Annotated in this window: 36 protein-coding genes; 4 read left to right on the forward strand and 32 right to left on the reverse strand. The window is 45.0% G+C overall.

Annotated features, from left to right (window positions below; all coding sequences use genetic code 11):
- Positions 1 to 5: 5 nt before the first annotated feature.
- From rplQ to rpsJ, 29 genes are all read right to left on the reverse strand, one after another.
- On the reverse strand, positions 6 to 389 hold the full coding sequence (rplQ, locus tag ACKTR2_RS07760) for a 50S ribosomal protein L17 (RefSeq protein ID WP_407884204.1): 384 nt from the start codon (positions 387 to 389) through the stop codon (positions 6 to 8).
- A gap of 30 nt (positions 390 to 419) precedes the next feature.
- Positions 420 to 1,364, reverse strand: coding sequence for a DNA-directed RNA polymerase subunit alpha (locus tag ACKTR2_RS07765; protein WP_407884206.1), 945 nt, complete (start codon positions 1,362 to 1,364; stop codon positions 420 to 422).
- Positions 1,365 to 1,441: 77 nt separating this feature from the next.
- Positions 1,442 to 1,831, reverse strand: a complete 390-nt coding sequence (gene rpsK, locus ACKTR2_RS07770; RefSeq protein WP_407884208.1) for a 30S ribosomal protein S11 — start codon at positions 1,829 to 1,831, stop codon at positions 1,442 to 1,444.
- Positions 1,832 to 1,863: 32 nt separating this feature from the next.
- On the reverse strand, positions 1,864 to 2,229 hold the full coding sequence (gene rpsM, locus ACKTR2_RS07775) for a 30S ribosomal protein S13 (protein WP_407884210.1): 366 nt from the start codon (positions 2,227 to 2,229) through the stop codon (positions 1,864 to 1,866).
- Positions 2,230 to 2,253: 24 nt separating this feature from the next.
- Positions 2,254 to 2,373 carry a 50S ribosomal protein L36 gene (gene rpmJ, locus ACKTR2_RS07780; protein WP_081495882.1) on the reverse strand — a complete coding sequence of 40 codons (120 nt, stop codon included), beginning with the start codon at positions 2,371 to 2,373 and terminating at the stop codon, positions 2,254 to 2,256.
- Positions 2,374 to 2,403: 30 nt separating this feature from the next.
- Positions 2,404 to 2,619, reverse strand: a complete 216-nt coding sequence (gene infA / locus ACKTR2_RS07785) for a translation initiation factor IF-1 (protein WP_017262672.1) — start codon at positions 2,617 to 2,619, stop codon at positions 2,404 to 2,406.
- A gap of 183 nt (positions 2,620 to 2,802) precedes the next feature.
- A complete protein-coding gene (locus tag ACKTR2_RS07790) occupies positions 2,803 to 3,471 on the reverse strand; it encodes an adenylate kinase (RefSeq protein ID WP_407884212.1) in 669 nt (222 codons plus the stop codon).
- A 2-nt stretch (positions 3,472 to 3,473) separates the two neighbouring features.
- On the reverse strand, positions 3,474 to 4,814 hold the full coding sequence (gene secY / locus ACKTR2_RS07795) for a preprotein translocase subunit SecY (RefSeq protein ID WP_407884214.1): 1,341 nt from the start codon (positions 4,812 to 4,814) through the stop codon (positions 3,474 to 3,476).
- Positions 4,815 to 5,249 carry a 50S ribosomal protein L15 gene (rplO, locus tag ACKTR2_RS07800; protein ID WP_407884216.1) on the reverse strand — a complete coding sequence of 145 codons (435 nt, stop codon included), beginning with the start codon at positions 5,247 to 5,249 and terminating at the stop codon, positions 4,815 to 4,817.
- A 32-nt stretch (positions 5,250 to 5,281) separates the two neighbouring features.
- Complete coding sequence (rpmD, locus tag ACKTR2_RS07805; protein WP_407884218.1) at positions 5,282 to 5,467, reverse strand: 50S ribosomal protein L30; 186 nt, start codon at positions 5,465 to 5,467, stop codon at positions 5,282 to 5,284.
- 14 nt (positions 5,468 to 5,481) lie between these two features.
- Positions 5,482 to 5,982 (reverse strand): 30S ribosomal protein S5, encoded by a 501-nt coding sequence (rpsE, locus tag ACKTR2_RS07810; RefSeq protein WP_407884220.1) that lies wholly within the window; start codon positions 5,980 to 5,982, stop codon positions 5,482 to 5,484.
- Between the two features lie 18 nt (positions 5,983 to 6,000).
- On the reverse strand, positions 6,001 to 6,357 hold the full coding sequence (gene rplR, locus ACKTR2_RS07815; RefSeq protein ID WP_407884222.1) for a 50S ribosomal protein L18: 357 nt from the start codon (positions 6,355 to 6,357) through the stop codon (positions 6,001 to 6,003).
- Between the two features lie 82 nt (positions 6,358 to 6,439).
- Positions 6,440 to 6,976, reverse strand: a complete 537-nt coding sequence (gene rplF / locus ACKTR2_RS07820) for a 50S ribosomal protein L6 (RefSeq protein WP_407884224.1) — start codon at positions 6,974 to 6,976, stop codon at positions 6,440 to 6,442.
- A 29-nt stretch (positions 6,977 to 7,005) separates the two neighbouring features.
- Positions 7,006 to 7,404: a 30S ribosomal protein S8 gene (gene rpsH, locus ACKTR2_RS07825; RefSeq protein WP_407884226.1), complete on the reverse strand. Its 399-nt coding sequence runs from the start codon at positions 7,402 to 7,404 to the stop codon at positions 7,006 to 7,008.
- Between the two features lie 88 nt (positions 7,405 to 7,492).
- Complete coding sequence (locus tag ACKTR2_RS07830; RefSeq protein WP_407884228.1) at positions 7,493 to 7,678, reverse strand: type Z 30S ribosomal protein S14; 186 nt, start codon at positions 7,676 to 7,678, stop codon at positions 7,493 to 7,495.
- A 17-nt stretch (positions 7,679 to 7,695) separates the two neighbouring features.
- Positions 7,696 to 8,238, reverse strand: coding sequence for a 50S ribosomal protein L5 (gene rplE, locus ACKTR2_RS07835; protein WP_407884230.1), 543 nt, complete (start codon positions 8,236 to 8,238; stop codon positions 7,696 to 7,698).
- Positions 8,239 to 8,265: 27 nt separating this feature from the next.
- Positions 8,266 to 8,574 carry a 50S ribosomal protein L24 gene (gene rplX, locus ACKTR2_RS07840; RefSeq protein ID WP_407884232.1) on the reverse strand — a complete coding sequence of 103 codons (309 nt, stop codon included), beginning with the start codon at positions 8,572 to 8,574 and terminating at the stop codon, positions 8,266 to 8,268.
- 49 nt (positions 8,575 to 8,623) lie between these two features.
- Positions 8,624 to 8,992 (reverse strand): 50S ribosomal protein L14, encoded by a 369-nt coding sequence (gene rplN, locus ACKTR2_RS07845; protein ID WP_017262660.1) that lies wholly within the window; start codon positions 8,990 to 8,992, stop codon positions 8,624 to 8,626.
- A gap of 47 nt (positions 8,993 to 9,039) precedes the next feature.
- Positions 9,040 to 9,303, reverse strand: coding sequence for a 30S ribosomal protein S17 (gene rpsQ, locus ACKTR2_RS07850; RefSeq protein ID WP_407884234.1), 264 nt, complete (start codon positions 9,301 to 9,303; stop codon positions 9,040 to 9,042).
- Between the two features lie 27 nt (positions 9,304 to 9,330).
- A complete protein-coding gene (rpmC, locus tag ACKTR2_RS07855; protein ID WP_407884236.1) occupies positions 9,331 to 9,531 on the reverse strand; it encodes a 50S ribosomal protein L29 in 201 nt (66 codons plus the stop codon).
- Positions 9,532 to 9,533: 2 nt separating this feature from the next.
- A complete protein-coding gene (gene rplP / locus ACKTR2_RS07860) occupies positions 9,534 to 9,956 on the reverse strand; it encodes a 50S ribosomal protein L16 (protein WP_407884238.1) in 423 nt (140 codons plus the stop codon).
- Between the two features lie 2 nt (positions 9,957 to 9,958).
- Entirely contained in the window at positions 9,959 to 10,621 is a 663-nt protein-coding gene (gene rpsC / locus ACKTR2_RS07865; RefSeq protein WP_407884240.1) for a 30S ribosomal protein S3, read from the reverse strand.
- A 12-nt stretch (positions 10,622 to 10,633) separates the two neighbouring features.
- Entirely contained in the window at positions 10,634 to 10,981 is a 348-nt protein-coding gene (rplV, locus tag ACKTR2_RS07870) for a 50S ribosomal protein L22 (protein ID WP_407884242.1), read from the reverse strand.
- Positions 10,982 to 10,997: 16 nt separating this feature from the next.
- Entirely contained in the window at positions 10,998 to 11,276 is a 279-nt protein-coding gene (gene rpsS, locus ACKTR2_RS07875; RefSeq protein WP_407879286.1) for a 30S ribosomal protein S19, read from the reverse strand.
- A gap of 69 nt (positions 11,277 to 11,345) precedes the next feature.
- Positions 11,346 to 12,179 (reverse strand): 50S ribosomal protein L2, encoded by an 834-nt coding sequence (rplB, locus tag ACKTR2_RS07880; RefSeq protein WP_407884244.1) that lies wholly within the window; start codon positions 12,177 to 12,179, stop codon positions 11,346 to 11,348.
- A gap of 88 nt (positions 12,180 to 12,267) precedes the next feature.
- Positions 12,268 to 12,555 carry a 50S ribosomal protein L23 gene (gene rplW / locus ACKTR2_RS07885; protein WP_407884246.1) on the reverse strand — a complete coding sequence of 96 codons (288 nt, stop codon included), beginning with the start codon at positions 12,553 to 12,555 and terminating at the stop codon, positions 12,268 to 12,270.
- The gene (gene rplD / locus ACKTR2_RS07890; protein ID WP_407884248.1) at positions 12,555 to 13,181 is read right to left on the reverse strand and encodes a 50S ribosomal protein L4; all 627 of its coding nucleotides are present in this window, start codon (positions 13,179 to 13,181) and stop codon (positions 12,555 to 12,557) included. The genes rplW and rplD overlap by 1 nt, the downstream gene beginning before the upstream one ends.
- A 26-nt stretch (positions 13,182 to 13,207) precedes the next feature.
- A complete protein-coding gene (gene rplC / locus ACKTR2_RS07895) occupies positions 13,208 to 13,867 on the reverse strand; it encodes a 50S ribosomal protein L3 (protein WP_407884250.1) in 660 nt (219 codons plus the stop codon).
- A 65-nt stretch (positions 13,868 to 13,932) separates the two neighbouring features.
- Entirely contained in the window at positions 13,933 to 14,241 is a 309-nt protein-coding gene (rpsJ, locus tag ACKTR2_RS07900) for a 30S ribosomal protein S10 (RefSeq protein WP_407884252.1), read from the reverse strand.
- Positions 14,242 to 14,668: 427 nt separating this feature from the next.
- On the opposite strand from rpsJ, the gene ACKTR2_RS07905 reads away from it, so the two are divergent.
- The gene (locus ACKTR2_RS07905) at positions 14,669 to 15,229 is read left to right on the forward strand and encodes a cysteine hydrolase family protein (RefSeq protein ID WP_407884254.1); all 561 of its coding nucleotides are present in this window, start codon (positions 14,669 to 14,671) and stop codon (positions 15,227 to 15,229) included.
- A 119-nt stretch (positions 15,230 to 15,348) separates the two neighbouring features.
- The gene (locus ACKTR2_RS07910) at positions 15,349 to 16,770 is read left to right on the forward strand and encodes a C69 family dipeptidase (protein ID WP_407884256.1); all 1,422 of its coding nucleotides are present in this window, start codon (positions 15,349 to 15,351) and stop codon (positions 16,768 to 16,770) included.
- 96 nt (positions 16,771 to 16,866) lie between these two features.
- On the opposite strand, the gene fusA is transcribed toward ACKTR2_RS07910, so the two are convergent.
- From fusA to rpsL, 3 genes are all read right to left on the reverse strand, one after another.
- Positions 16,867 to 18,969, reverse strand: coding sequence for an elongation factor G (fusA, locus tag ACKTR2_RS07915; protein ID WP_407884258.1), 2,103 nt, complete (start codon positions 18,967 to 18,969; stop codon positions 16,867 to 16,869).
- A gap of 105 nt (positions 18,970 to 19,074) precedes the next feature.
- A complete protein-coding gene (gene rpsG / locus ACKTR2_RS07920) occupies positions 19,075 to 19,545 on the reverse strand; it encodes a 30S ribosomal protein S7 (RefSeq protein WP_407884260.1) in 471 nt (156 codons plus the stop codon).
- 20 nt (positions 19,546 to 19,565) lie between these two features.
- The gene (rpsL, locus tag ACKTR2_RS07925) at positions 19,566 to 19,979 is read right to left on the reverse strand and encodes a 30S ribosomal protein S12 (protein WP_017262644.1); all 414 of its coding nucleotides are present in this window, start codon (positions 19,977 to 19,979) and stop codon (positions 19,566 to 19,568) included.
- Positions 19,980 to 20,283: 304 nt separating this feature from the next.
- Here rpsL and ACKTR2_RS07930 point away from each other — a divergent pair, with 304 nt between their 5' ends.
- Positions 20,284 to 20,943 (forward strand): prepilin peptidase, encoded by a 660-nt coding sequence (locus ACKTR2_RS07930; RefSeq protein ID WP_407884352.1) that lies wholly within the window; start codon positions 20,284 to 20,286, stop codon positions 20,941 to 20,943.
- 116 nt (positions 20,944 to 21,059) lie between these two features.
- Positions 21,060 to 21,407: an ArsR/SmtB family transcription factor gene (locus ACKTR2_RS07935; RefSeq protein ID WP_407884261.1), complete on the forward strand. Its 348-nt coding sequence runs from the start codon at positions 21,060 to 21,062 to the stop codon at positions 21,405 to 21,407.

Consider the following 21,407-nt stretch of genomic DNA (forward strand, 5'->3'; position numbering starts at 1 on the left):
AATGATTAGTCAACGAATTCCAAGATGACCATTTGTGCTGCATCACCACGACGCGGCATGGTCTTGTACATCCGTGTGTAACCACCATTACGTTCTGCAAACCGTGGTGCTAATTCATCAAATAACTTCTGCAAAGCACTCTGTGCCTTAACATTGTCACCGTCTTCTTTAACATCAGCGATTACGCCACGGACAAAGCTAGCAGCTTCACGACGTGCGTGCAAGTCGCCTTGCTTACCCCAGGTAATCATTTGGTCGGCAGTTTTACGAACTTCTTTAGCGCGCGCTTCAGTCGTTTCAATTCGACCGTTAACGATCAAACTAGTCGTTAAATCACGCAATAAAGCTTTACGTTGAGAACTGGTACGCCCTAATTTGCGGTAGCTCATGCTGAACCCTCCTTCTATCAATAAGTCTGACTAGTCTTCTTGTTTCAAAGAAAGACCAAGGCCAGCTAATTTTGCCTTAACTTCTTCAAGTGACTTACGACCAAGGTTACGAACCTTCATCATGTCCGCTTCTGTCCGATCAGTTAACTCTTGAACCGTGTTGATTCCAGCACGCTTCAAACAGTTGTATGAACGTACAGACAGATCCAACTCTTCGATGGTCATTTCGAGCATCTTTTCCTTGTGTGTCTCTTCTTTTTCAACCATGATTTCAGCATTTTTTGCCGTATCGGTTAAATCAACAAACATCGCAAGGTGTTCAGTTAAGATCTTGGCAGCTAAACTAATGGCTTCACTTGGTGAAATGGAACTATCGGTCCACACATCCAAAGTTAACTTGTCATAGTCGTCACGCTGGCCAACACGAGTATTTTCAACTTGGTAGTTTACACGTTCGATTGGGGTATAAATGGAATCGATTGGTAACACGCCAATTGGCATATCATCCTGACGAGTTTTATTTTCATCAGCTGAAACATAACCACGGCCCTTGTTAGCAGTTAAGTGCATATGGAAAGTGGCACCGTCTGCTACTGTGCAGATGTAAAGATCCGGGTTCATCACTTCAACATCAGCATCCGTTTGAATGTCACCTGCTGTGACAGTCGCCGGACCCTTGACATCAATGTCCATGCCCTTTTCTTCGTCGGTCGCCATTTTCAAAGAAACTTTCTTCATGTTCAAAATGATCTGTGTAACATCTTCCACGACACCTTCAACAGTAGAGAATTCGTGGAGTACACCATCAATTTGAATACTAGTGACAGCCGCACCAGGCAATGATGAAAGTAAAATTCGTCGTAGCGAGTTGCCAAGGGTCGTTCCATAGCCACGTTCTAGTGGTTCAACAACGAACTTCCCATAGTTATCACTTTCATCGATTTTGTGAATGTTTGGCTTTTCAAATTCGATCATTCTTTTGTTTACCCCTTTCAAAACTCGTCTAATTTAATCAATGAACGTCCATCACTCCAACAAAGTGATGTCATCAATTAAACACGACGACGCTTTGGAGGACGAGATCCGTTATGTGGAACTGGAGTTACATCGCGGATTGAAGTCACTTCAAGACCAGTTGATTGTAAAGCACGGATAGCGGCTTCACGACCAGAACCAGGTCCTTTAACGGCAACTTCAACCGTCTTCATTCCATGTTCCATTGCGCCTTTTGCAGCGGCTTCAGCAGCCATTTGAGCAGCGAATGGCGTTGATTTACGACTACCTTTAAAGCCAAGAGCACCAGCTGAAGACCATGCCACAGCGTTCCCTTGCACATCGGTAACCATAACTAACGTGTTGTTAAACGTTGAGTGAATGTGCGCAACACCTGATTCAACGTTCTTTTTGACACGACGCTTACGTGATGTTTTTCTACCTGCCATAAGAAATGCTAACCTCCTTTATTTGAAATGAATTACTTCTTCTTGCCAGCAATTGCTTTAGCTGGGCCTTTGCGAGTCCGTGCGTTGTTCTTCGTGTGCTGTCCGCGCACTGGTAAACCACGACGGTGCCGCATGCCTCGGTATGAACCAATTTCTTGTAAGTTCTTGATGTTCAAGCTGACTTCCCGGCGAAGATCCCCTTCAACCTTATAGTTGTCAACAATTGCACGAATTTTATCTTCGTCTTCAGGCGCTAAGTCCCGAACTCGAATATCTTCGCTAACACCAGCATCAGCCAAAATCTTTTGCGCTGATGTATTACCGATTCCGAAAATGTAAGTTAAACCAATCACGATTCGCTTGTCCCGTGGAAGGTCAACACCTGCAATACGAGCCATAACAATTACCTCCTTTTTTCTGAATTATTTACCTTGACGTTGCTTATGCTTTGGATTTGCAGAGCAAATCACCATGACACGACCGTTACGCTTAATCACACGGCAGTGTTCACACATAGGCTTTACTGATGGTCTTACTTTCATGATTTTTCCTCCATAATTATGAGGCGACGATTACTTGAAACGGTAAGTAATCCGACCCTTTGTCAAATCGTACGGTGACATTTCAACGGTGACCTTGTCACCAGGCAGAATCCGAATATAATGCATTCGGATCTTACCTGACACGTGAGCCAAGATTTCATGACCGTTCTCAAGTTCTACTTTAAACATCGCATTAGGCAATGTTTCTTTAACAGTGCCTTCGATTTCAATTACGTCACTTGCCAAACAGAATTCCCTCCCCTTATGAACTTTAATTCTTGCGATACGGTGGCAAAAAAAGACGGAAAAACGGCGAAAACAACCGTTTCCACCCTCTTGGCGCACCACTCTGCGCAAACCATACCAAGAGATTTTATCACATTCTTAAGGGTCCTGCAAATAATGGGTTTGAACTTGTCAACCCCAAAATTACGATTCACTGACAGACTGTAAGACAGTGGAGACGTCCTCGAAAACATCGTCGATTTTACGTTGGCCATTGATCGTGTGCAAGACACCCTGGCCTTGGTAGTAATCAACTAAAGGTGTATTCATCTTAATATTGACAGCCAACCGGTTTTTAACCGTTTCAGGTTTATCATCATCACGCTGATAGAAGTCATGGGACCCACAAACATCGCAAGTACCTTCAACCTTTGGTGGATTACTGATTCGATTATAAGTTGCGCCACAAACTCGACAGATAAACCGAGCAGATAAGCGATCAACTAACACTGCAGAATCAACATCAATGTTAATCACGGCATCAAGGTGACGTTTCGAGTCGGCAAGCATTTGATCTAACGCAGCCGCTTGATCAAGATTCCGTGGATAGCCATCCAACATGAACCCATTTTTCAAGACGTCTGGTTGACTCAAACGTTCACGAACGATCCCGTTCGTAACCTCGTCGGGAACCAATTCACCTTTATCAATGTAAGCTTTGGCGGCTAAACCCATTTCAGTTTCATTCGCCATTGCTTCCCGAAAAATATCCCCCGTCGAAATGTGCGGAACTTGATATTCATCGTCGATCTTTTGCGCTTGGGTCCCTTTACCGGCACCAGGCAAGCCCATCAGAATCAAGTTGAGTGCCATGATTAATCCTCCTGTTCTTCCGTTGCTTCGTGGGCGGCCAACTGATCATCTTGAATGAAGCCAACGTATTGACGCTTCATCATCAGTCCGTCAAGTTGACGAATTATGTCAATTGCAACACCGACCACGATCAATAGTGACGTTCCGCCTAACCCGATTGATTCATCTAATCCCCAAATATCACTAGCTAGTAATGGAATTAGAGCAACCAGGCCAAGGAACAGTGACCCGACAGTACTTAACCGCATCAACAAATGTGAAATGTAATCTTGTGTATCATGTCCCGGCCAAACACTGGGAATATAGCCACCTTGTTTCTGCAAGTTCTCAGCCAATTTTTCAGGATTGACCTGCACAAAAGCGTAGAAAAAGGTGAACAACACGATAAGAACCGTGTATAAGATAGCTCCCTGAGTTGTTTGCATGTTAAAAATTTTGGACATGATTTGATACCAGTCATCAGCCCCATGATTCTTCTGGAACGCCAGCAAAACCGTTTGTGGAGTTGAAATTAAAGAACTGGCAAAGATTACGGGGATCACCCCGGCAACATTAACCTTCAAAGGCAAATAACTACCGGATCCAGCCGAAGTTGCGCGTCGTGTGTACTGAATTGGAATTCGTCGTTCAGCCTGCTGGACCCACGTAACAAAGACAATAATAATAATTACGAGAACTGCAATGGCGGCTAAGAACAACGCCCCACGCCATAACTGGCTTTTAGCAACGGAGGTGATGTTTTCACGCCAGAGTTGCTGAACTCCAACTGGTGTGCGTGCAATAATCCCAGCAAAGATCAGCATCGAAACACCATTTCCTAAACCACGTTGGGTAATCATATCACCCAACCAAGTCGCAAACATCGTTCCACCGGTTAACAGAACCCCGATCATAATAAACGTTTGTGGATTTGGCGTTTTAACTAAGTGCATGGGACTAAGAGCGTTGAATCCTGCCGTAATTCCAATGGACTGGACAAAAGCCAAAACAATCGTTAAATAACGAGTCGCTTGATTTAACTTACGCCGACCTACATCCCCTTGTTTACTCCATTCAACAAATCGCGGCACAATATCCATTTGAAGTAATTGAACCACAATCTGCGCCGTCACGAAGGGTGAAACCCCCATGGCGAACAACGAATAGTTCGTTAATCCACCACCGGAAAAGATATTCAGTACATTAACAAGCCCGGAGCTTGCGACTGCTTGTAAAGCACGTGCATTAACCCCGGGAACGGTAATGTAACAGCCTAACCGATAGACGATTAAAACAAACAAGGTGAAGAAGATCTTATTTCTGATTTCACGTGTCTTGAAAGCATTCGAAATCGTAGAGATCAACTAGATCACCTCAGTCTTACCGCCGGCTGCTTCAATTGCAGCAACTGCTGCGTTTGAGAATTTGTTAGCGTGAACCGTAAGTTTCTTTTCAACGGCACCGTTGCCAAGAATCTTAACGCCACTCTTTTCGTTTTTCACCAAACCTGCTTCAACGAGCGCTGCTGGCGTAATGTCAGCACCATCATCAAAACGGTTTAATGAAGCTAAGTTCACAATAGCGAATTCCTTGCGGCTGATGTTGGTAAAACCACGTTTAGGAATCCGACGGTACAGTGGCATTTGGCCCCCTTCAAACCCGACACGCGTCTTACTACGCGCCTTTTGGCCTTTTTGACCACGGCCAGAAGTTTTACCGTTGCCAGCAGACACACCGCGACCGCGACGCATCCGCTTACTACGTGAACCTTCGTTTGGTTGTAATTCGTTCAACTTCATTTCGTTGGCACCTCCTTACACGTAAATTGAATTTACTTAACTTCTTCAACAGTGACTAAGTGCGCAATCTTCATGATAGCGCCGCGAGTCGCGTCGTTGTTTGGCCGAATAACAGAACTGTTAACTCGTCCAAGGCCTAAGCCATACGCAACGTTACGAACTTTTGGCTTCTGGTGAACGGCACTTTTCACTAAAGTAATCTTGACTTGATTAGCCATGAGTTACGTCCTCCTTATTCAGCTAAATGTTCGACAGAAACGCCACGTAATGCAGCGACATCTTCAGCCCGCTTTAAGTCCTTAAGTCCTTCAAAGGTGGCACGCACAACGTTAACAGGTGTGCTTTCACCAAGAGACTTACTGGTAACATCGGCAACACCGGCTAGTTCCATAACGGCACGAACGGCGCCACCAGCAGCAACCCCAGAACCTTCAACAGCTGGCTTCAACATCACTTTTGAACCTGAGTAAACACCCAGTACTTCATGAGGTAACGTTGAACCAACAACTGGCACTTCAACTAAGTTCTTGTGGGCTGCTTCAACTGCTTTACGAATTGCTTCTGGCACTTCTTGTGCTTTACCAGTACCAAAACCAACGTGACCATTGTGGTCCCCCACAACGACTAAGGCAGAGAACCGAAGACGACGACCACCTTTAACAACCTTAGTGATCCGGTTGATTGAAACGACGTTATCTTCTAAATCTAACTTGCTTGGGTCGATAAAAGCCATTGGTTAATTCCTCCTTCTCTAGAATTTAAGTCCGTTTTCACGAGCGGCTTCAGCCAATGCTTCTACCCGACCATGATATAAGTAACCGCCACGATCGAAGACCACATCCGTGACCTTCTTGTCGTTGGCACGTTTGGCAACCAATTCACCAACGGAAGCTGCTTTTTCCGTCTTCGTGGTTCCCTTAACGTCTTTATCCAACGTTGAGGCACTTGCCAGCGTCACACCCGCTACGTCATCAATTACTTGCGCGTAGATGTTTGAATTAGAACGAAAAACGTTCAAGCGTGGGCGCTGCGCAGTACCAGAAATCTTACCACGCACACGTGCATGACGACGTTGGCGTGTTTTGTTTTTATCTGGTTTAGAAATCACAACAATTCACCTCATATTTTATTCGCAGTGAGTCTGTGCACTGCGACACCTTAAGCAAAAACAAATGAATAAGCTGATGTGCTTACTTACCTGTCTTACCTTCCTTACGACGAACCTGTTCGCCTTCGTAACGAATCCCTTTACCTTTGTAAGGCTCAGGAGGACGAATGCCACGAATTTCAGCGGCATAGTCGCCGACTTGTTGCTTAGAGATCCCGGACAAAATGACCGTCGTGTTGTCTGGAACTTCAACACTGACACCTTCACGACCATCAAATTCAACAGGGTTCGAGTAACCAACATTCATGATGAGCTTCTTACCTTGCAACTGTGCACGGTAACCAACCCCAACTAGTTTCAGCGTCTTCTTGAAACCATCTGTAACCCCTTCAACCATGTTGGCGAAGTTGGCACGGGTCGTCCCATGAATAGCTTTCACTTTGCTATCGTCGCTAGGACGTGTGAACGAAACTTCCGTCCCATCAACTTTCATAGTAATAATATCAGCAAATGTCCGCGTTAATTCGCCCTTAGGCCCTTTAACGGTCACATCATTGCCGTTTTGTTTAACTTCAACCCCAGCGGGTAAAGTTACAACCTTATAACCAATACGACTCACGATTTACACCTCCAATCCTTATTTAGTGATTACCAAACGTAAGCGAGCACTTCGCCGCCGACGTCTTTTTGACGAGCATCTTTATCAGTGATCACACCTTCAGACGTGGAAATGATCGCAATACCAAGGCCATTTAAAACCTTTGGCACTGAATCAGCTTTCACGTATGAACGTAAACCAGGCTTAGAGATCCGCTTCAAACCAGAGATGACACGTTCGCCATCCTTACCGTATTTGAGAAAGACACGGATAATACCTTGCTTATCATCGTCGATGTATTCAACATCGCGTACGAAACCTTCATTCTTCAAGATTTCGGCAATGTCGCGCTTAATCTTTGATGCAGGCACTTCAACTGAATCGTGGCGAACCATGTTCGCGTTACGAATCCGTGTCAGAAAGTCTGCAATCGGGTCTGTCATAGACATCGATATTTGCCTCCTTTTAGTATCGATATAAACAAATGAAACGACTTGAAAGGAATCCAAATCGAATTTTCTCAGTAAAAATCGAAGCCTACCAGCTTGCTTTCTTCATGCCAGGAATTTGACCCTTATGAGCTAAATCCCGTAGGCATAAACGGCAAAGATGGAACTTACGGTAAACTGAGTGCGGACGGCCACAACGTTCACAGCGGGTGTAAGCCTGCGTTGAGAACTTAGCTGGGCGTTCGCTCTTAACAACCATTGATTTCTTGGCCATGTATGTGGCGCCTCCTATTACTTGGCAAATGGCATCCCGAGCTGACCTAACAGTTCACGGGATTCTTCATCAGTGTTAGCAGTCGTGACGATAACAATATCTAAGCCACGAACCCGGTTAACATTATCGTAATTGATTTCAGGGAAGATCAGTTGTTCACGAACCCCTAAGGTGTAGTTCCCACGTCCATCAAAGGAGCGGTTAGAGACACCATGGAAGTCACGAACACGTGGTAATGACACATTGATCAACTTGTCTAAAAAGTCATACATCCGTTCACCGCGCAAAGTTACCTTAGCACCAATGGACATTCCTTCACGAAGACGGAAGCCAGCGATTGATTTCTTAGCCTTGGTGATAACTGGTTTTTGACCAGCAATCAAGCCTAATTCCTCAACGGCTTCGTCTAAGTTCTTTGAGTTAGTGGTCGCATCACCAACCCCCATGTTCAGCACAATCTTGTCGATGTGTGGGGCTTGCATGCTTGACGTGTAGTTGAATTTTTCAATCAAGGAAGGTTTAATTTCCTTTTCGTAGCGTTCTTTCAAACGATTAGCCATTCTAAACGTTTCCTCCTTTCCCAAAAGTTAAGCGATTGTGTTACCAGATTTCTTGGCAACTCGAACCTTCTTGCCATCTTCGACTTTAAAACCAACTCGAGTTGGTTCTTTAGTTGATGGGTCAATTAACATAACGTTAGAAACGTGAATTGGGGCTTCAACATCAACAATCCCACCTTGTGGGTAGTCGTTGTTTGGTTTTTGGTGTTTCTTCACCATGTTGATGCCTTCCACGACAACGCGGTCAGACTTGACAAGTGTTTGCTTAACAGCGCCCTCTTTGCCTTTGTCTTTACCGGCGATAACGCGTACTTGATCTCCAGTCTTTAAGAACATTCTGCTGTGCACCTCCTGTTCAACTTATGCATTCAGCTTGATTACTTGATTAAAGCACTTCAGGTGCTAAAGAAACGATCCGCATGAAGTTGCCTTCACGAAGTTCACGAGCAACTGGTCCAAAGATCCGTGTGCCACGAGGGCTCTTGTCATCAGAAATGATGACTGCTGCATTATCGTCAAACTTAATGTAAGAACCATCAGTCCGGTGCATACCAGAAACGGTCCGTACGATAACGGCTTTTACGACATCACCTTTTTTTACAACGCCACCTGGTGTTGCTTGTTTAACAGTAGCGACGATGATGTCACCAATATTGGCTGACTTCCGTGTTGAACCGCCAAGAATCTTGATCGTCAAGATTTCACGGGCACCCGAGTTATCAGCAACTTTTAAACGACTTTCTTGTTGAATCACGGTTTTATCCTCCTTCCGCAACTAATTAGAATACGTAGAAATGGTTATTACAGGATGACGGCCTTTTCAACGACATTCAAGAGGCGGAAGTGCTTGGTCTTAGACAACGGCCGCGTTTCCATGATCCGTACAATATCGCCAGTTTTGGCTTCGTTGTTATCATCTTGCGCAACGAATTTCTTGGTGTATTTAACCCGTTTACCATAAACTGGGTGGTTCTTGTAAGTATCAACAGCGACAATAATCGTCTTGTCATTCTTATCAGAAACCACGTGGCCCTGGTAAACCTTACGTGCGTTACGTTCAGTCATAGGTTAACTTCTCCTTTCGTATTCTAATTACTTGCTTTGGCTTAATTCTTGTTGACGGAGAGCCGTCTTCAACCGGGCAATATTCTTACGAACTTGCTTCAATCGAGCAGTGTTTTCTAATTGACCTGTTGCCAATTGGAACCGCAAATTGAATAATTCGTCTTTGTAGCCCTTTTCTTTATCAAGCATTTCAGCAGTGGTTAATTTGTTAATGTCAGTCATTTTCATAATTATTCGCCACCTACTTCTTCGCGCGCTACGATTTTCGTCTTAACGGGTAGCTTGTGACTAGCAAGACGCAATGCTTCGCGAGCGACGGCTTCAGATACACCGCCAACTTCAAACATTACCTTGCCGCGCTTAACAGGAGAAACCCAACCTTCAGGTGCCCCTTTCCCGTTACCCATACGAACACCGACACCCTTTGAGGTGTAGGACTTATGAGGGAAAATCTTGATCCAAACTTTACCACCACGCTTCATGTAACGGTTCATTGCAACACGAGCCGCTTCAATCTGACGGTTAGAAACCCATGATGAAGTTGTGGCTTGTAAACCAAATTCGCCAAAAGCAACGGTCTTACCACCCTTAGCTTCACCACGCATGTGACCGCGGAATTCCCGACGGTGCTTAACCCGTTTAGGTACCAGCATGATTATTTCCCTCCTCGTTGATTATTTGTTGACTTCTTGGCAGGAAGGACTTCACCACGGTAGATCCATGTTTTTACACCGATCATCCCATAAGTGGTCCGAGCTTCATCCCAAGAATAGTCAATGTCCGCCCGCAATGTATGCAACGGAACCGTTCCTTCTGAGTAGCGTTCTTTACGGGCGATGTCAGCGCCGTTTAAACGGCCTGAAACCATCGTCTTAATTCCGTGTGCACCTGCACGCATGGAACGTTGAATCGCACCACGCATTGCACGACGGAAAGCAACCCGCTGCTCTAATTGCTTGGCAATTGAATCCCCAACTAAGTGGGCATCCAAGTCAGGCTTTTTGATTTCAATAATGTTGATATGAACTTGCTTGCCAGTTAAGCTGTTTAATTCCTTACGGAGTTTTTCAACTTCTGACCCACCTTTACCGATAACCATCCCGGGCTTTGCAGTGTGAATGGATAATACCACTCGACCAGCAGCCCGTTCGATTTCAACGGTTGAAACAGATGCGTCGGCAAGTCTTTGATCAATAAACTTACGGATTTTCACGTCTTCGATTAACCAAGTTGCGTAATCTTTGTCCGCGTACCACTTGGCTTCCCAATCGCGGATAACACCGACACGAAATCCATTTGGATTTACTTTTTGACCCACGCTCGTTCCCTCCTACTTTTCAGATACGACTACTGTGATGTGGCTTGTCCGCTTGTTGATTGGTGATGCGGAACCCTTAGCCCGAGGACGGAACCGCTTTAAGGTTGGTCCTTCATTAGCAAATGCTTCGGAAACAACTAGATCAGCACGATCTAAGTCAAAGTTATTTTCAGCGTTTGCAACAGCAGACTTCAAAACTTTTTCTACGTCCGCAGATGCACCACGAGGCGTGAATTTTAAAATGGCAAATGCTTCATTGACGCTCTTGCCGCGAATAAGGTCAACAACTAGGCGAACCTTACGAGCAGCGACACGAACAGTCCTTGCAGTTGCTTTTGCAGTTGTAACTTGTTCAGCCATTGTTCAGTCCTCCTAATTATTTACCAGTTACCTTGTCGGAACCGGCGTGCCCACGGAATGTCCGTGTAGGCACAAATTCGCCAAGTTTGTGACCAACCATGTCATCAGAAATGAACACGGGGACATGTTTCCGTCCGTCATAAACAGCGATTGTGTATCCGATGAAGCTAGGAAAGATCGTTGACCGGCGTGACCAAGTTTTGATCACAGTTTTCTTTTCAGAATCGGCTTGTGCAGCGATTTTCTTCAGCAGATGTTCATCGGCGAAAGGTCCTTTTTTAAGACTACGACCCATCGTGTGGCCTCCTCTCAGTTAGCGGTTAGCTAACGCGTTCATGTTATTAACGACTAATTATCGACGTGCTTACTTCTTCCGACGGTCACGCACAATCAGCTTGTTTGATAGAGCCTTGTGGTTCCGCGTCTTCTTACCAGCAGTCTTCTTACCCCATGGTGACATTGGCGATGGACGACCAACTGGCGCTTTACCTTCACCACCACCATGTGGGTGATCGTTAGGGTTCATAACTGATCCACGAACATGTGGACGTTGACCAGAATAACGCTTACGACCAGCTTTACCTAAGTTGATCAATTCGTGTTGTTCATTACCAACGGCCCCGATCGTGGCACGACCAGCAACTAAGACCATCCGAACTTCACCGGAAGCCAAGCGAAGCATGGCATACTTGCCTTCTTTACCCAATAACTGGGCTGAAGCCCCAGCTGAACGGGCAATCTGACCACCCTTACCAGGCTTCAATTCAATGTTATGAATAACAGTCCCGACTGGAATATTTACCAGTGGTAAAGCATTCCCAACTTTGATATCTGCTTCTGGACCAGATTCAACAACAGTGCCAACTTCCAGACCCTTCGGTGCTAAGATGTATGACTTTGTGCCGTCCTCATAAACCAATAAAGCGATGTTAGCAGTTCGGTTTGGATCATATTCGATCGCCTTGACCGTTGCTTTGTAATCATCTTTAATTCGTTTAAAGTCGATAATCCGGTAGGCGCGCTTAGTACCACCGCCACGATGGCGAACCGTCATGTGGCCTTGGTTGTTACGTCCTGCTCGGTGACTTTGTGATTCCAATAGCGACTTTTCAGGGGTCGTTTTGGTAATCTCACTAAAGTCGGAGCCGGTCATGTTACGACGACCGTTAGTGGTTGGTTTATAACTCTTAATACCCACTATACTTTCCTCCTAAGATTTTCGTGCCGTGGCTGGTTGTCCCTTGTGAGGAGCCGAACACCAGCGGCGCATAGATTTGAAGCTGAGATTATTCTTCGTTAAATAGTTCAATTGCCTTTGAGTCAGCGCTCAAAGTAATGATCGCCTTACGACGTTTCTTTGTGTAACCACTGTAACGACCCTGACGCTTCAAGTGACCTTTGACATTCATAATGTTAACTTTAATCACTTTTACATCGAAGATTTCTTCGATCGCGTGCTTAACCTGAGTCTTGGTTGCACGAGTGTCAACGTCGAAAACGTACCGTTTGTCATCAATGTCGGCCATTGAAGATTCGGTAATAACTGGACGTAAAATCACATCACGTGCTTCCATTATGCGAGCACCTCCTCTACCTGAGAAAGAGCAGATTGGGTAATCACCATCTTGTCGTTGTTAACAACGTCCAAAACATTGACGCCTTTAGCCGTTAGTACCGTAACATTAGCCAAATTGCGTGCAGACAAAGCTGCGTTTTCGTTGTCATCTTCAACCACAATAAGGGTCTTTTCAGCAACTTTCAGGTTGTTTAAAACTGAGGCAAATTCAGCTGTTTTAGGTGCTTTGAATTCTAAAGCATCAACAACAACCAAGGCTTTGTCTAACACCTTTTGTGACAAAACAGACTTCATTGCCAATTGACGCACTTTTTGTGGCAACTTGTAGGCGTATGAACGTGGAGTTGGTCCAAAGACAATTCCACCGCCACGCCATTGTGGTGACCGGATTGATCCTTGACGAGCACGACCAGTCCCTTTTTGACGCCATGGTTTTTTACCACCACCGGAGACAGCACTGCGGTTTTTAACGGCGTGCGTGCCTTGGCGCAAAGATGCACGCTGCATCAATACGGCATCGGTGATGACATTGTTATTAGGTTCGATACCAAACACAGCATCATTAAGTTCAACTGTGCCTGACTTCTTTCCGTCTTGTTTAAATAAATCAACGCTGGTAGTCATAGCTGTTTGTCCTCCCTTCCCTTAAATTATTTTTCACTGTGGCGGTTGTTCTTCTTCAAGCCGGCCTTAACAGAGCTTTTGATTGTCACAAATGATTTGTTAGCACCAGGAACGTTACCTTTAATCAACAAAACATTGTTTTCAACATCAGTGCGAACAACTTGCAAGTGTTGCATGGTTACTTTGTGGTTACCCATCCGTCCTGGAAGTGGCTTACCCTTGAAAACACGGTTGATAATGGCACCCATTGAACCTGGGCGACGGTGATAACGAGAACCGTGAGCCATTGGTCCACGATGCTGTCCGTCCTTTTTGATGTTACCTTGGTACCCATGTCCTTTAGTGATACCCGTGACGTCGACTGTTTCGCCTTCTGCGAAGACGTCAGCCTTGAGCTCGTCACCGACTTTCATGTCTCCTAGCTCAACATCGCGAATTTCACGAACGAAGCGCTTAGGAGCCGTTTTTGCTGCTGCTACATGACCTTGTTCGGGCTTGTTAGACAGAACTTCACGTTTGTCATCGAACCCTAACTGAATTGAGTTATAACCGTCATTTTCAACAGTCTTAACCTGCAAAACTACGTTAGGAGTTACGTCGATAACTGAAACTGGGATTAATTCCCCATTTTCGGTGAAGACCTGCGTCATCCCGACCTTTTTCCCTAAGATTCCTTTTGTGGTCATGAGTACACCTCCAATATATTGTATTTAAGTATTCATATGGTGATTACTCACCAGATAGAACCGAATTAAAGCTTGATTTCGATATCAACGCCGCTTGGTAATTCAAGCTTAGTCAATGAATCAACTGTCTTAGCAGTTGGGTTGACAATGTCAATCAAACGCTTGTGAGTCCGAATTTCGAACTGTTCACGAGACTTCTTGAACTTATGTGGTGAACGTAGCACTGTGAACAATACCCGTTCAGTTGGTAACGGAATTGGTCCTGAAATTTCAGCACCAGTCCGCTTAGCCGTTTCCACAATCTTGTCAGCTGACTGATCAAGGATCCGGTGCTCATAAGCCTTTAAGCGAATACGAATTTTCTTACTTGCCATAAATGTTCCCTCCTCACGTCTATTTTTCGAAATAGGCTAGCTCCATGGAAATTACCGCCACACCTCCGTGGCAAAGCGGCCGGGTGTGTCGCAACCTTCCACATCATCGCTCGCTTGATGTCATGCAAATCAGAACACAATTGTCCCTTGTTTCGCACAAGCACTTAACTACTATACCAGCAGAAAGCTGTAATGACAAGGGTTTATTAAAAACTGTAAATTGCATTTTGATGACAAAATTGGTGCCGTACAATCAGCAATTAATGTAACATAACACGATCCCATTATTTAATCCCCGGGTTCCGTCAATTTTCAACTTATTTTGGTCATTCAGCCTAAAATCCTTTTCTTTCCTAAAGGTAACCCCTTATACTAGTTTTGTTCAGTTGCGATTACCTATTTTTTACTGCTCAAGGAGGAAAATGTCATGGATTTTGGCAAGCAGGCCCTACTCATTATCGACTATACGAATGATTTTGTCGCCGAAAAAGGGGCATTAACGACCGGCACACCTGGCCAACAGATCGCCCCCGCAATTTTATCACTCGCCAATCAATTCTTGGACAATGACAATTACGTCATTTTCCCAACTGATTTACACGATGGCGTTGATCCCTATCACCCTGAAACCAAGCTTTTCCCGCCGCATAATCTAAAAGGTACCTGGGGCCGACAACTTTTTGGCGATTTAGAAACTTGGTACCAAGAACACCGTGACAACGACCACGTCTATTACTTCGATAAAAATCGCTATAGCGCCTTTGCTAATACAAATCTGGATAATTATCTACGCAGTCGTCAAATAACCAATCTAACCGTCGCCGGCGTTTGCACCGACATTTGCGTCCTGCATACAGCTGTGGATGCGTATAATCTTGATTACCGGCTCACCGTTCCCCGTCAAGCCGTGGCTTCCTTTGACCAAGCTGGGCATGAATGGGCACTGCGCCATTTTGAACAGACCTTAGGCGCTAATGTTACCGATTAATGTTCCACAGAATGCTTACGCTTCCCTTTTATATAGAAGAAACACAAAAAATAAAGGTCACCAAAAGTGTTATGCTGACAGAGAATCCTGTTTGTCATTACAATTTGGAGGCTTTTATTATGTCTTTATCTGAATTAAGCACATGTACGACTATTTTGGTTGGCCGGTTGGCTAGTTATGATGGTTCAACATTGATTGCTCGCAACGAAGACGCAGGCACCGCTGTCGATCCTAAAAAATTTGTTGTCGTCAAACCAGGTAATCAACCACGTGATTACCACGCTAAACTTAGCAAGTTTACTTTAAAACTTCCTGACAACCCGCTACGTTATACCGCAATTCCCAACGCGGTTGCCACTAGCGGCATTTGGGGCGAAGCTGGCATCAACGCGGATAATGTGGCCATGAGCGCGACCGAAACAATCACCACTAACGAACGTATATTAGGTGCCGACCCGCTTGTCACAAATGGCGTGGGTGAAGAAGATTTGCTCACTGTTACCTTACCGTACATTCATTCAGCTCGTGAAGGCGTAAAACGCGTGGGCGAAATTCTGAAAACCTATGGCACTTACGAATCAAATGGGATCATTTTCTCAGATGTTAATGAAATTTGGTACATGGAAACAGCAGGTGGTCACCACTGGGTCGCGCAACGTATTCCCGACGATGCCTACGTGGTGGCCCCCAATCAGACAGGCATCCAAGAAATTGACTTTGATGATCCTGATCACTTCATGTTTGCCGATGACTTACAACAATTTGTTAAAGATAATCACTTAAATTTGGGACAAGGCTTCAACTTTCGTGAAATTTTCGGCTCACATTCCCAATTGGATCATCATTACAACACACCTCGAGCTTGGTATGCACAGCGTTATTTCAGTTCAGACAGCGTTACCGATCAAGATCCAATGAGCGATAGCTTACCTTTCATCAGCTATGCGGACAAAAAAATCACCATCGAAGATATCAAATATGTTCTCAGCTCACATTATCAAGATACCCCCTATGATCCGTTTGCACTGGGTGCTTCCCGAGCAACCGCACCGTTTCGACCGATTGGTATCAATCGCACGCAAGAACTATGTGTGCTGCAACTGCGCCCTAATTTACCAGCTGGTCGTTCGGCTATCCAGTGGGTTGCCATGGCTGCCAATCCCTTTAACACATTAGTTCCCTTCTTCACCAATGTTAATGACACCCCCGCTAGTTACCGTGACACCACTAATAGTCTCGACAGCCACAATGCTTATTGGGCAAACCGCTTGATTAGTTTGATCGTTGCCGACCATTTTCAATTGCTCATCAGTGACGTCGAGAGTTACCAAGAAAAGACACTTGGCTACGGTCATCAACGAATCGCCGAACTAGACCAACAATTAAACGGTCTGACCGGTGATGAGCTGACTGAAGCATTAACAAGCGCCAATCAAATCACCGCCGACCACGTAATGGCTGCAACTGACGAACTGCTCACAACATTGGTTGCCAAAGGAGGCAACCAAGTTCTTGGCGCCTTTACTCGCGAAAATTACTAATAATTTAGCCACCAAGTCGTTTCGATAAAAAAAGAAGCGGTTCATCAAGCAACGACAGTCGCCTTGATGAACCGCTTTTTTTCTAACTAAGAATAATTAGTCTTCTGGGTGGTGGTTACCACCATTTTTCTTGATAATTTCTTCTTGAACAGCCTTTGGCACAGCTGAGTAATGATCAAATGTCATGGTAAAGGTCCCACGGCCTTGGGTTGATGAACGCAAGGTTGTTGCATAACCGAACATTTCAGCTAAAGGTACAAAGGCATGAACTTCTTGGGCGTTCCCGCGTGCTTCCATACCATCAACCGTCCCACGACGAGCAGTTACGTGACCCATGACGTCCCCAAGGTTGTCTTCAGGTGCAACAATGTCAACCTTCATGATTGGTTCCAAGATAACTGGCGCAGTCTTCTTAGCCGCTTCACGCAAAGCTAAGGATGCGGCAATCTTAAAGGCAGCTTCAGAGGAATCGACATCATGGTAGCTACCATCGTAAAGCTTAGCCTTAACGTCAACAACTGGGTAACCAGCAATCATCCCATTGGCCATCGCTTCTTGAAGTCCTTGGTCAACTGATGGAATGTATTCACGAGGCACAACCCCACCAACGATAGCGTCATCGAATTCGTAACCTTTACCTGTTTCATTAGGTGTGAATTCAATCCAAACGTCACCATATTGACCTTTACCACCAGACTGACGAATGAAACGACCTTCGACTTGGGCAGACTTCGTAATTGTTTCACGGTACGCAACTTGAGGAGCACCAACGGTAGCATCCACCTTGAATTCACGTTTCATCCGGTCAACAATGATGTCCAAGTGAAGTTCACCCATCCCAGAAATTAATGTTTCACCAGTCTCTGGGTTTGTTTCGGCACGGAAACTTGGGTCTTCTTCAGACAGCTTTTGCAAGGCATTATTCATCTTGTCTTGGTCGGCTTTAGTCTTCGGTTCAACAGCAACTTGGATAACTGGGTCGGGGAAGACCATTGATTCCAAGTGTAATGGGTGGTCAACATCAGTTAGTGAATCACCAGTGGTGGTGTTCTTTAAACCGATGGCCGCTGCGATATCCCCAGAAAAGACTTCAGGAATTTCATTTTGCTGGTTAGAATGCATTTGTAGTAAACGTCCAACCCGTTCACGCTTATCTTTAGTGGCATTTAACACGTAAGAACCTGATTCCAATGTCCCTTGATAAACCCGGATAAACGTCAAACGACCAACGTAAGGATCAGTGGCTACTTTAAATGCTAAGGCAGCAAAGTCTTTATCGTCACCGGCAACTAGGTCTTCTTCTTCACCGGTTTCTGGATCAGTCGCCGTGTAAGGCTTAACATCTACTGGTGATGGTAAGTAGTCCACAACGGCGTCCATCAACATCTGGACCCCTTTGTTCTTGTAAGCTGAACCGGCAAGAACTGGGAAGAATTCGTTAGCTAAGGTTGCCCGACGAATCCCAGCTTTCAATTCTTCCTTACTAATTTCTTCACCATTCAAGTACTTTTCCATCAAGTCGTCGTCTGACTCAGCGACAGCTTCAACCAATGCATCGCGACGCTTTTGCGCTTCTGCAGCGTATTGTTCTGGAATATCAACTGTGTCCCATTCCGTCCCTAAAGCATCTTCGTCGTACAAGTCGGCCTTCATTTCGATTAGGTCAATAACCCCTTCGAAATCATCTTCAGCACCGATTGGCATTTGGATGGCGTGAGCGTTAGCTTGTAACCGATCCCCCAATGAATCAACGGAAAAGTCAAAGTCGGCCCCCATTTTGTCCATCTTGTTTACGAACACGATACGGGGAACATCATACGTTGAAGCTTGACGCCAAACCGTTTCTGTCTGAGGTTCAACCCCAGCTTGCGCATCTAGGACCGCAATCGCACCATCTAACACCCGCAAAGAACGTTCAACTTCGATCGTGAAGTCCACGTGCCCTGGAGTATCAATGATATTGATTCGGTGATCCTTCCATTGCGCGGTTGTCGCAGCGGAAGTAATCGTGATCCCACGTTCTTGTTCTTGGGCCATCCAATCCATTTGTGAAGCCCCATCATGGGTTTCACCAATTTTATGAATCTTACCCGTGTAATATAAAATCCGTTCAGTCAACGTCGTTTTACCGGCATCAATATGGGCCATGATCCCAATATTACGCGTCTTTTCCAACGGAAATTCACGTTTGTTAGCCATTGTTATCTCCTTTAAATTACGTTTAACAACCCTTTACCCCAAAAATGACACCGCATGAAATGATGGGTGTCAAGGCGTACTACCAGCCTAAGGGGCCAGGGATGATTACCAGCGGTAGTGAGCGAAGGCACGGTTGGCTTCTGCCATCCGGTGAGTGTCTTCACGCTTCTTAACTGACGCACCAGTGTTGTTGGCAGCATCCATGATTTCACGTGCTAAACGCTCTGTCATGGTGTGTTCACCACGTAACCGTGAGTATTGCACTAACCAACGTAGGCCTAATGTGCTTCGACGTTCAGGACGAACTTCGATTGGCACTTGGTAGTTAGAACCACCAACACGGCGAGCCTTAACTTCCAATACAGGCATAATGTTGTTCATTGCTTCTTCAAATACTTCTAAAGGTTCATTACCGGTCGTTTCCTTGATTTGATCAAAGGCAGCGTACAAAATTGTTGAAGCTGTCCCCCGCTTACCGTCTAACATCAAGCGGTTGATTAAACGGGTAACCAGCTTTGAGTTGTAAATTGGGTCTGGCAACACTTCACGTGCTGGAATATGTCCTTTACGAGCCATCGTCTATCTTCCTTTCTTGATTAAGCCTTAGGTTTCTTAGTACCGTATTTAGAACGGCTCTGCTTCCGGTCAGTGACACCGGCAGTATCGAGCGCACCACGAATGATGTGGTAACGAACCCCAGGCAAATCCTTCACACGCCCACCACGAATTAAGACCACACTGTGTTCTTGCAAGTTGTGACCGATACCTGGAATGTAAGCCGTAACTTCAATCAAGTTAGACAAACGCACACGGGCATATTTCCGCAAAGCTGAGTTAGGTTTCTTTGGTGTCATTGTACCGACACGAGTGGCAACCCCACGTTTTTGTGGTGCTGCATTATTAGTTTGTTCCTTCTTGTAGCTGTTGTACCCGAAGTTTAAAGCTGGGGCATCTGATTTTGACGTTTTAGATTTTCGACCACTACGAACGAGTTGGTTAATCGTTGGCATCTAAAAGTCCTCCTTCCAAATTTTCGTTTCAGTTTAAGTCCACACATCCAGGCGGTTCTTTTTTGACTATTAAAAAAAGAAAACCCAAATCTGTTTTCCACAAATGATTGCTGTTTAAGTTCCAGCCGCCATAGATGGCAGACACTTTCACAAAAAAGCACCTTTAATAGAATATCATCACACCTACTCATCGTCAAGGTTTCTCAGCGGATTTCACATTGTTTTTCAGTCAAGTTCCGTATGTCTAAATAAAAAATGGAGAGTTTTTTCAATGACGTTCATTACGACCAGCCTTATCTTTGTCATGAGTAGCACATTGGCATCAACTGTGATGTGTGTGACCAACCGCCATTTAACGCATCAACCGATTTTGCTTGCCCGCTCCCAATGCGACTATTGTGCCATAACCTTAATTTGGTGGCAACTATTGCCTTGTTTGGGATGGTTGTTACAAATTGGTCGATGTCACAATTGCCGGCAAAAAATCTCATCGCTCTATCCATTAGCAGAATTAATGACGGGAGTAGTCGGTGTCTTATCCTATGAGACACGAACGCCTCAGCAATTTTTGCTGCAATTATTATTCATTTTAATCCTGCTCGCCTTAAGCGTTACTGATGCAGTCCAACTGCAAGTACCAGTGCTTGGTTTGCTCGGTTTGCTTTTAACTGGTCTATTATTAAATCCCCCCACTGTTTACCATTTGTTAATGGTCATCATTTGCTATCTCCTTCTTAACAAATGTCGCTTCACTGATCAATGGTTGGGTAAAGGCGATTTAGATTTTTTTGCGATCAGTTGGTTAACTTTCGATTTTCAAACAGCAACTTTAACCATCTTTATGGCTTCCATAATGGCCCTCGCCAACAATTTTCGGCGAGACGGTCAAACGAGGCTTCCCTTCTTCCCCTATTTATGGGTAGCGACCGGTTTAGTTATCCTGTGGCAAACGTCTCATCAGTGATAGGTCAACGGTCCAAATTTTGGTGACATAGAGGTAATGTAAGCGATTGCAACAGTTAGAACTTGGCGTTACAATATTCATGAAGTTAAATGTATCAATGAAGGCTGGTAGTCATCATGTCTGAGGACAGTTCTAACACAGAATTAACACCCGCACAGCAACAAGCTCTGACAGAATTTATTGATAACTTGGACCTACTCAACACCCTTGCCGACCCTAATCGACAACGTCTCATTATCCTGTTGGGTGCACACGTACAAGGTGGGCTGACTGTTACCGAATTGACGGCGCAAATGAACCTGTCTCAGCCAACGGTCTCGCATCATCTAAAAATTTTGCGACAAGCTGGTTTGGTTGCCATTACCCAGGAAGGTCTTCATCACCGGTATTATTTAACTTTCGATAACGCATTATCACAAGTTGAACATCTCTTAACCACGATCAGAAACAGTAATCAACTGTAG

The organism is Furfurilactobacillus curtus (genome assembly GCF_045862785.1).
GTDB classification, from domain to species: Bacteria; Bacillota; Bacilli; order Lactobacillales; family Lactobacillaceae; genus Furfurilactobacillus; species Furfurilactobacillus curtus.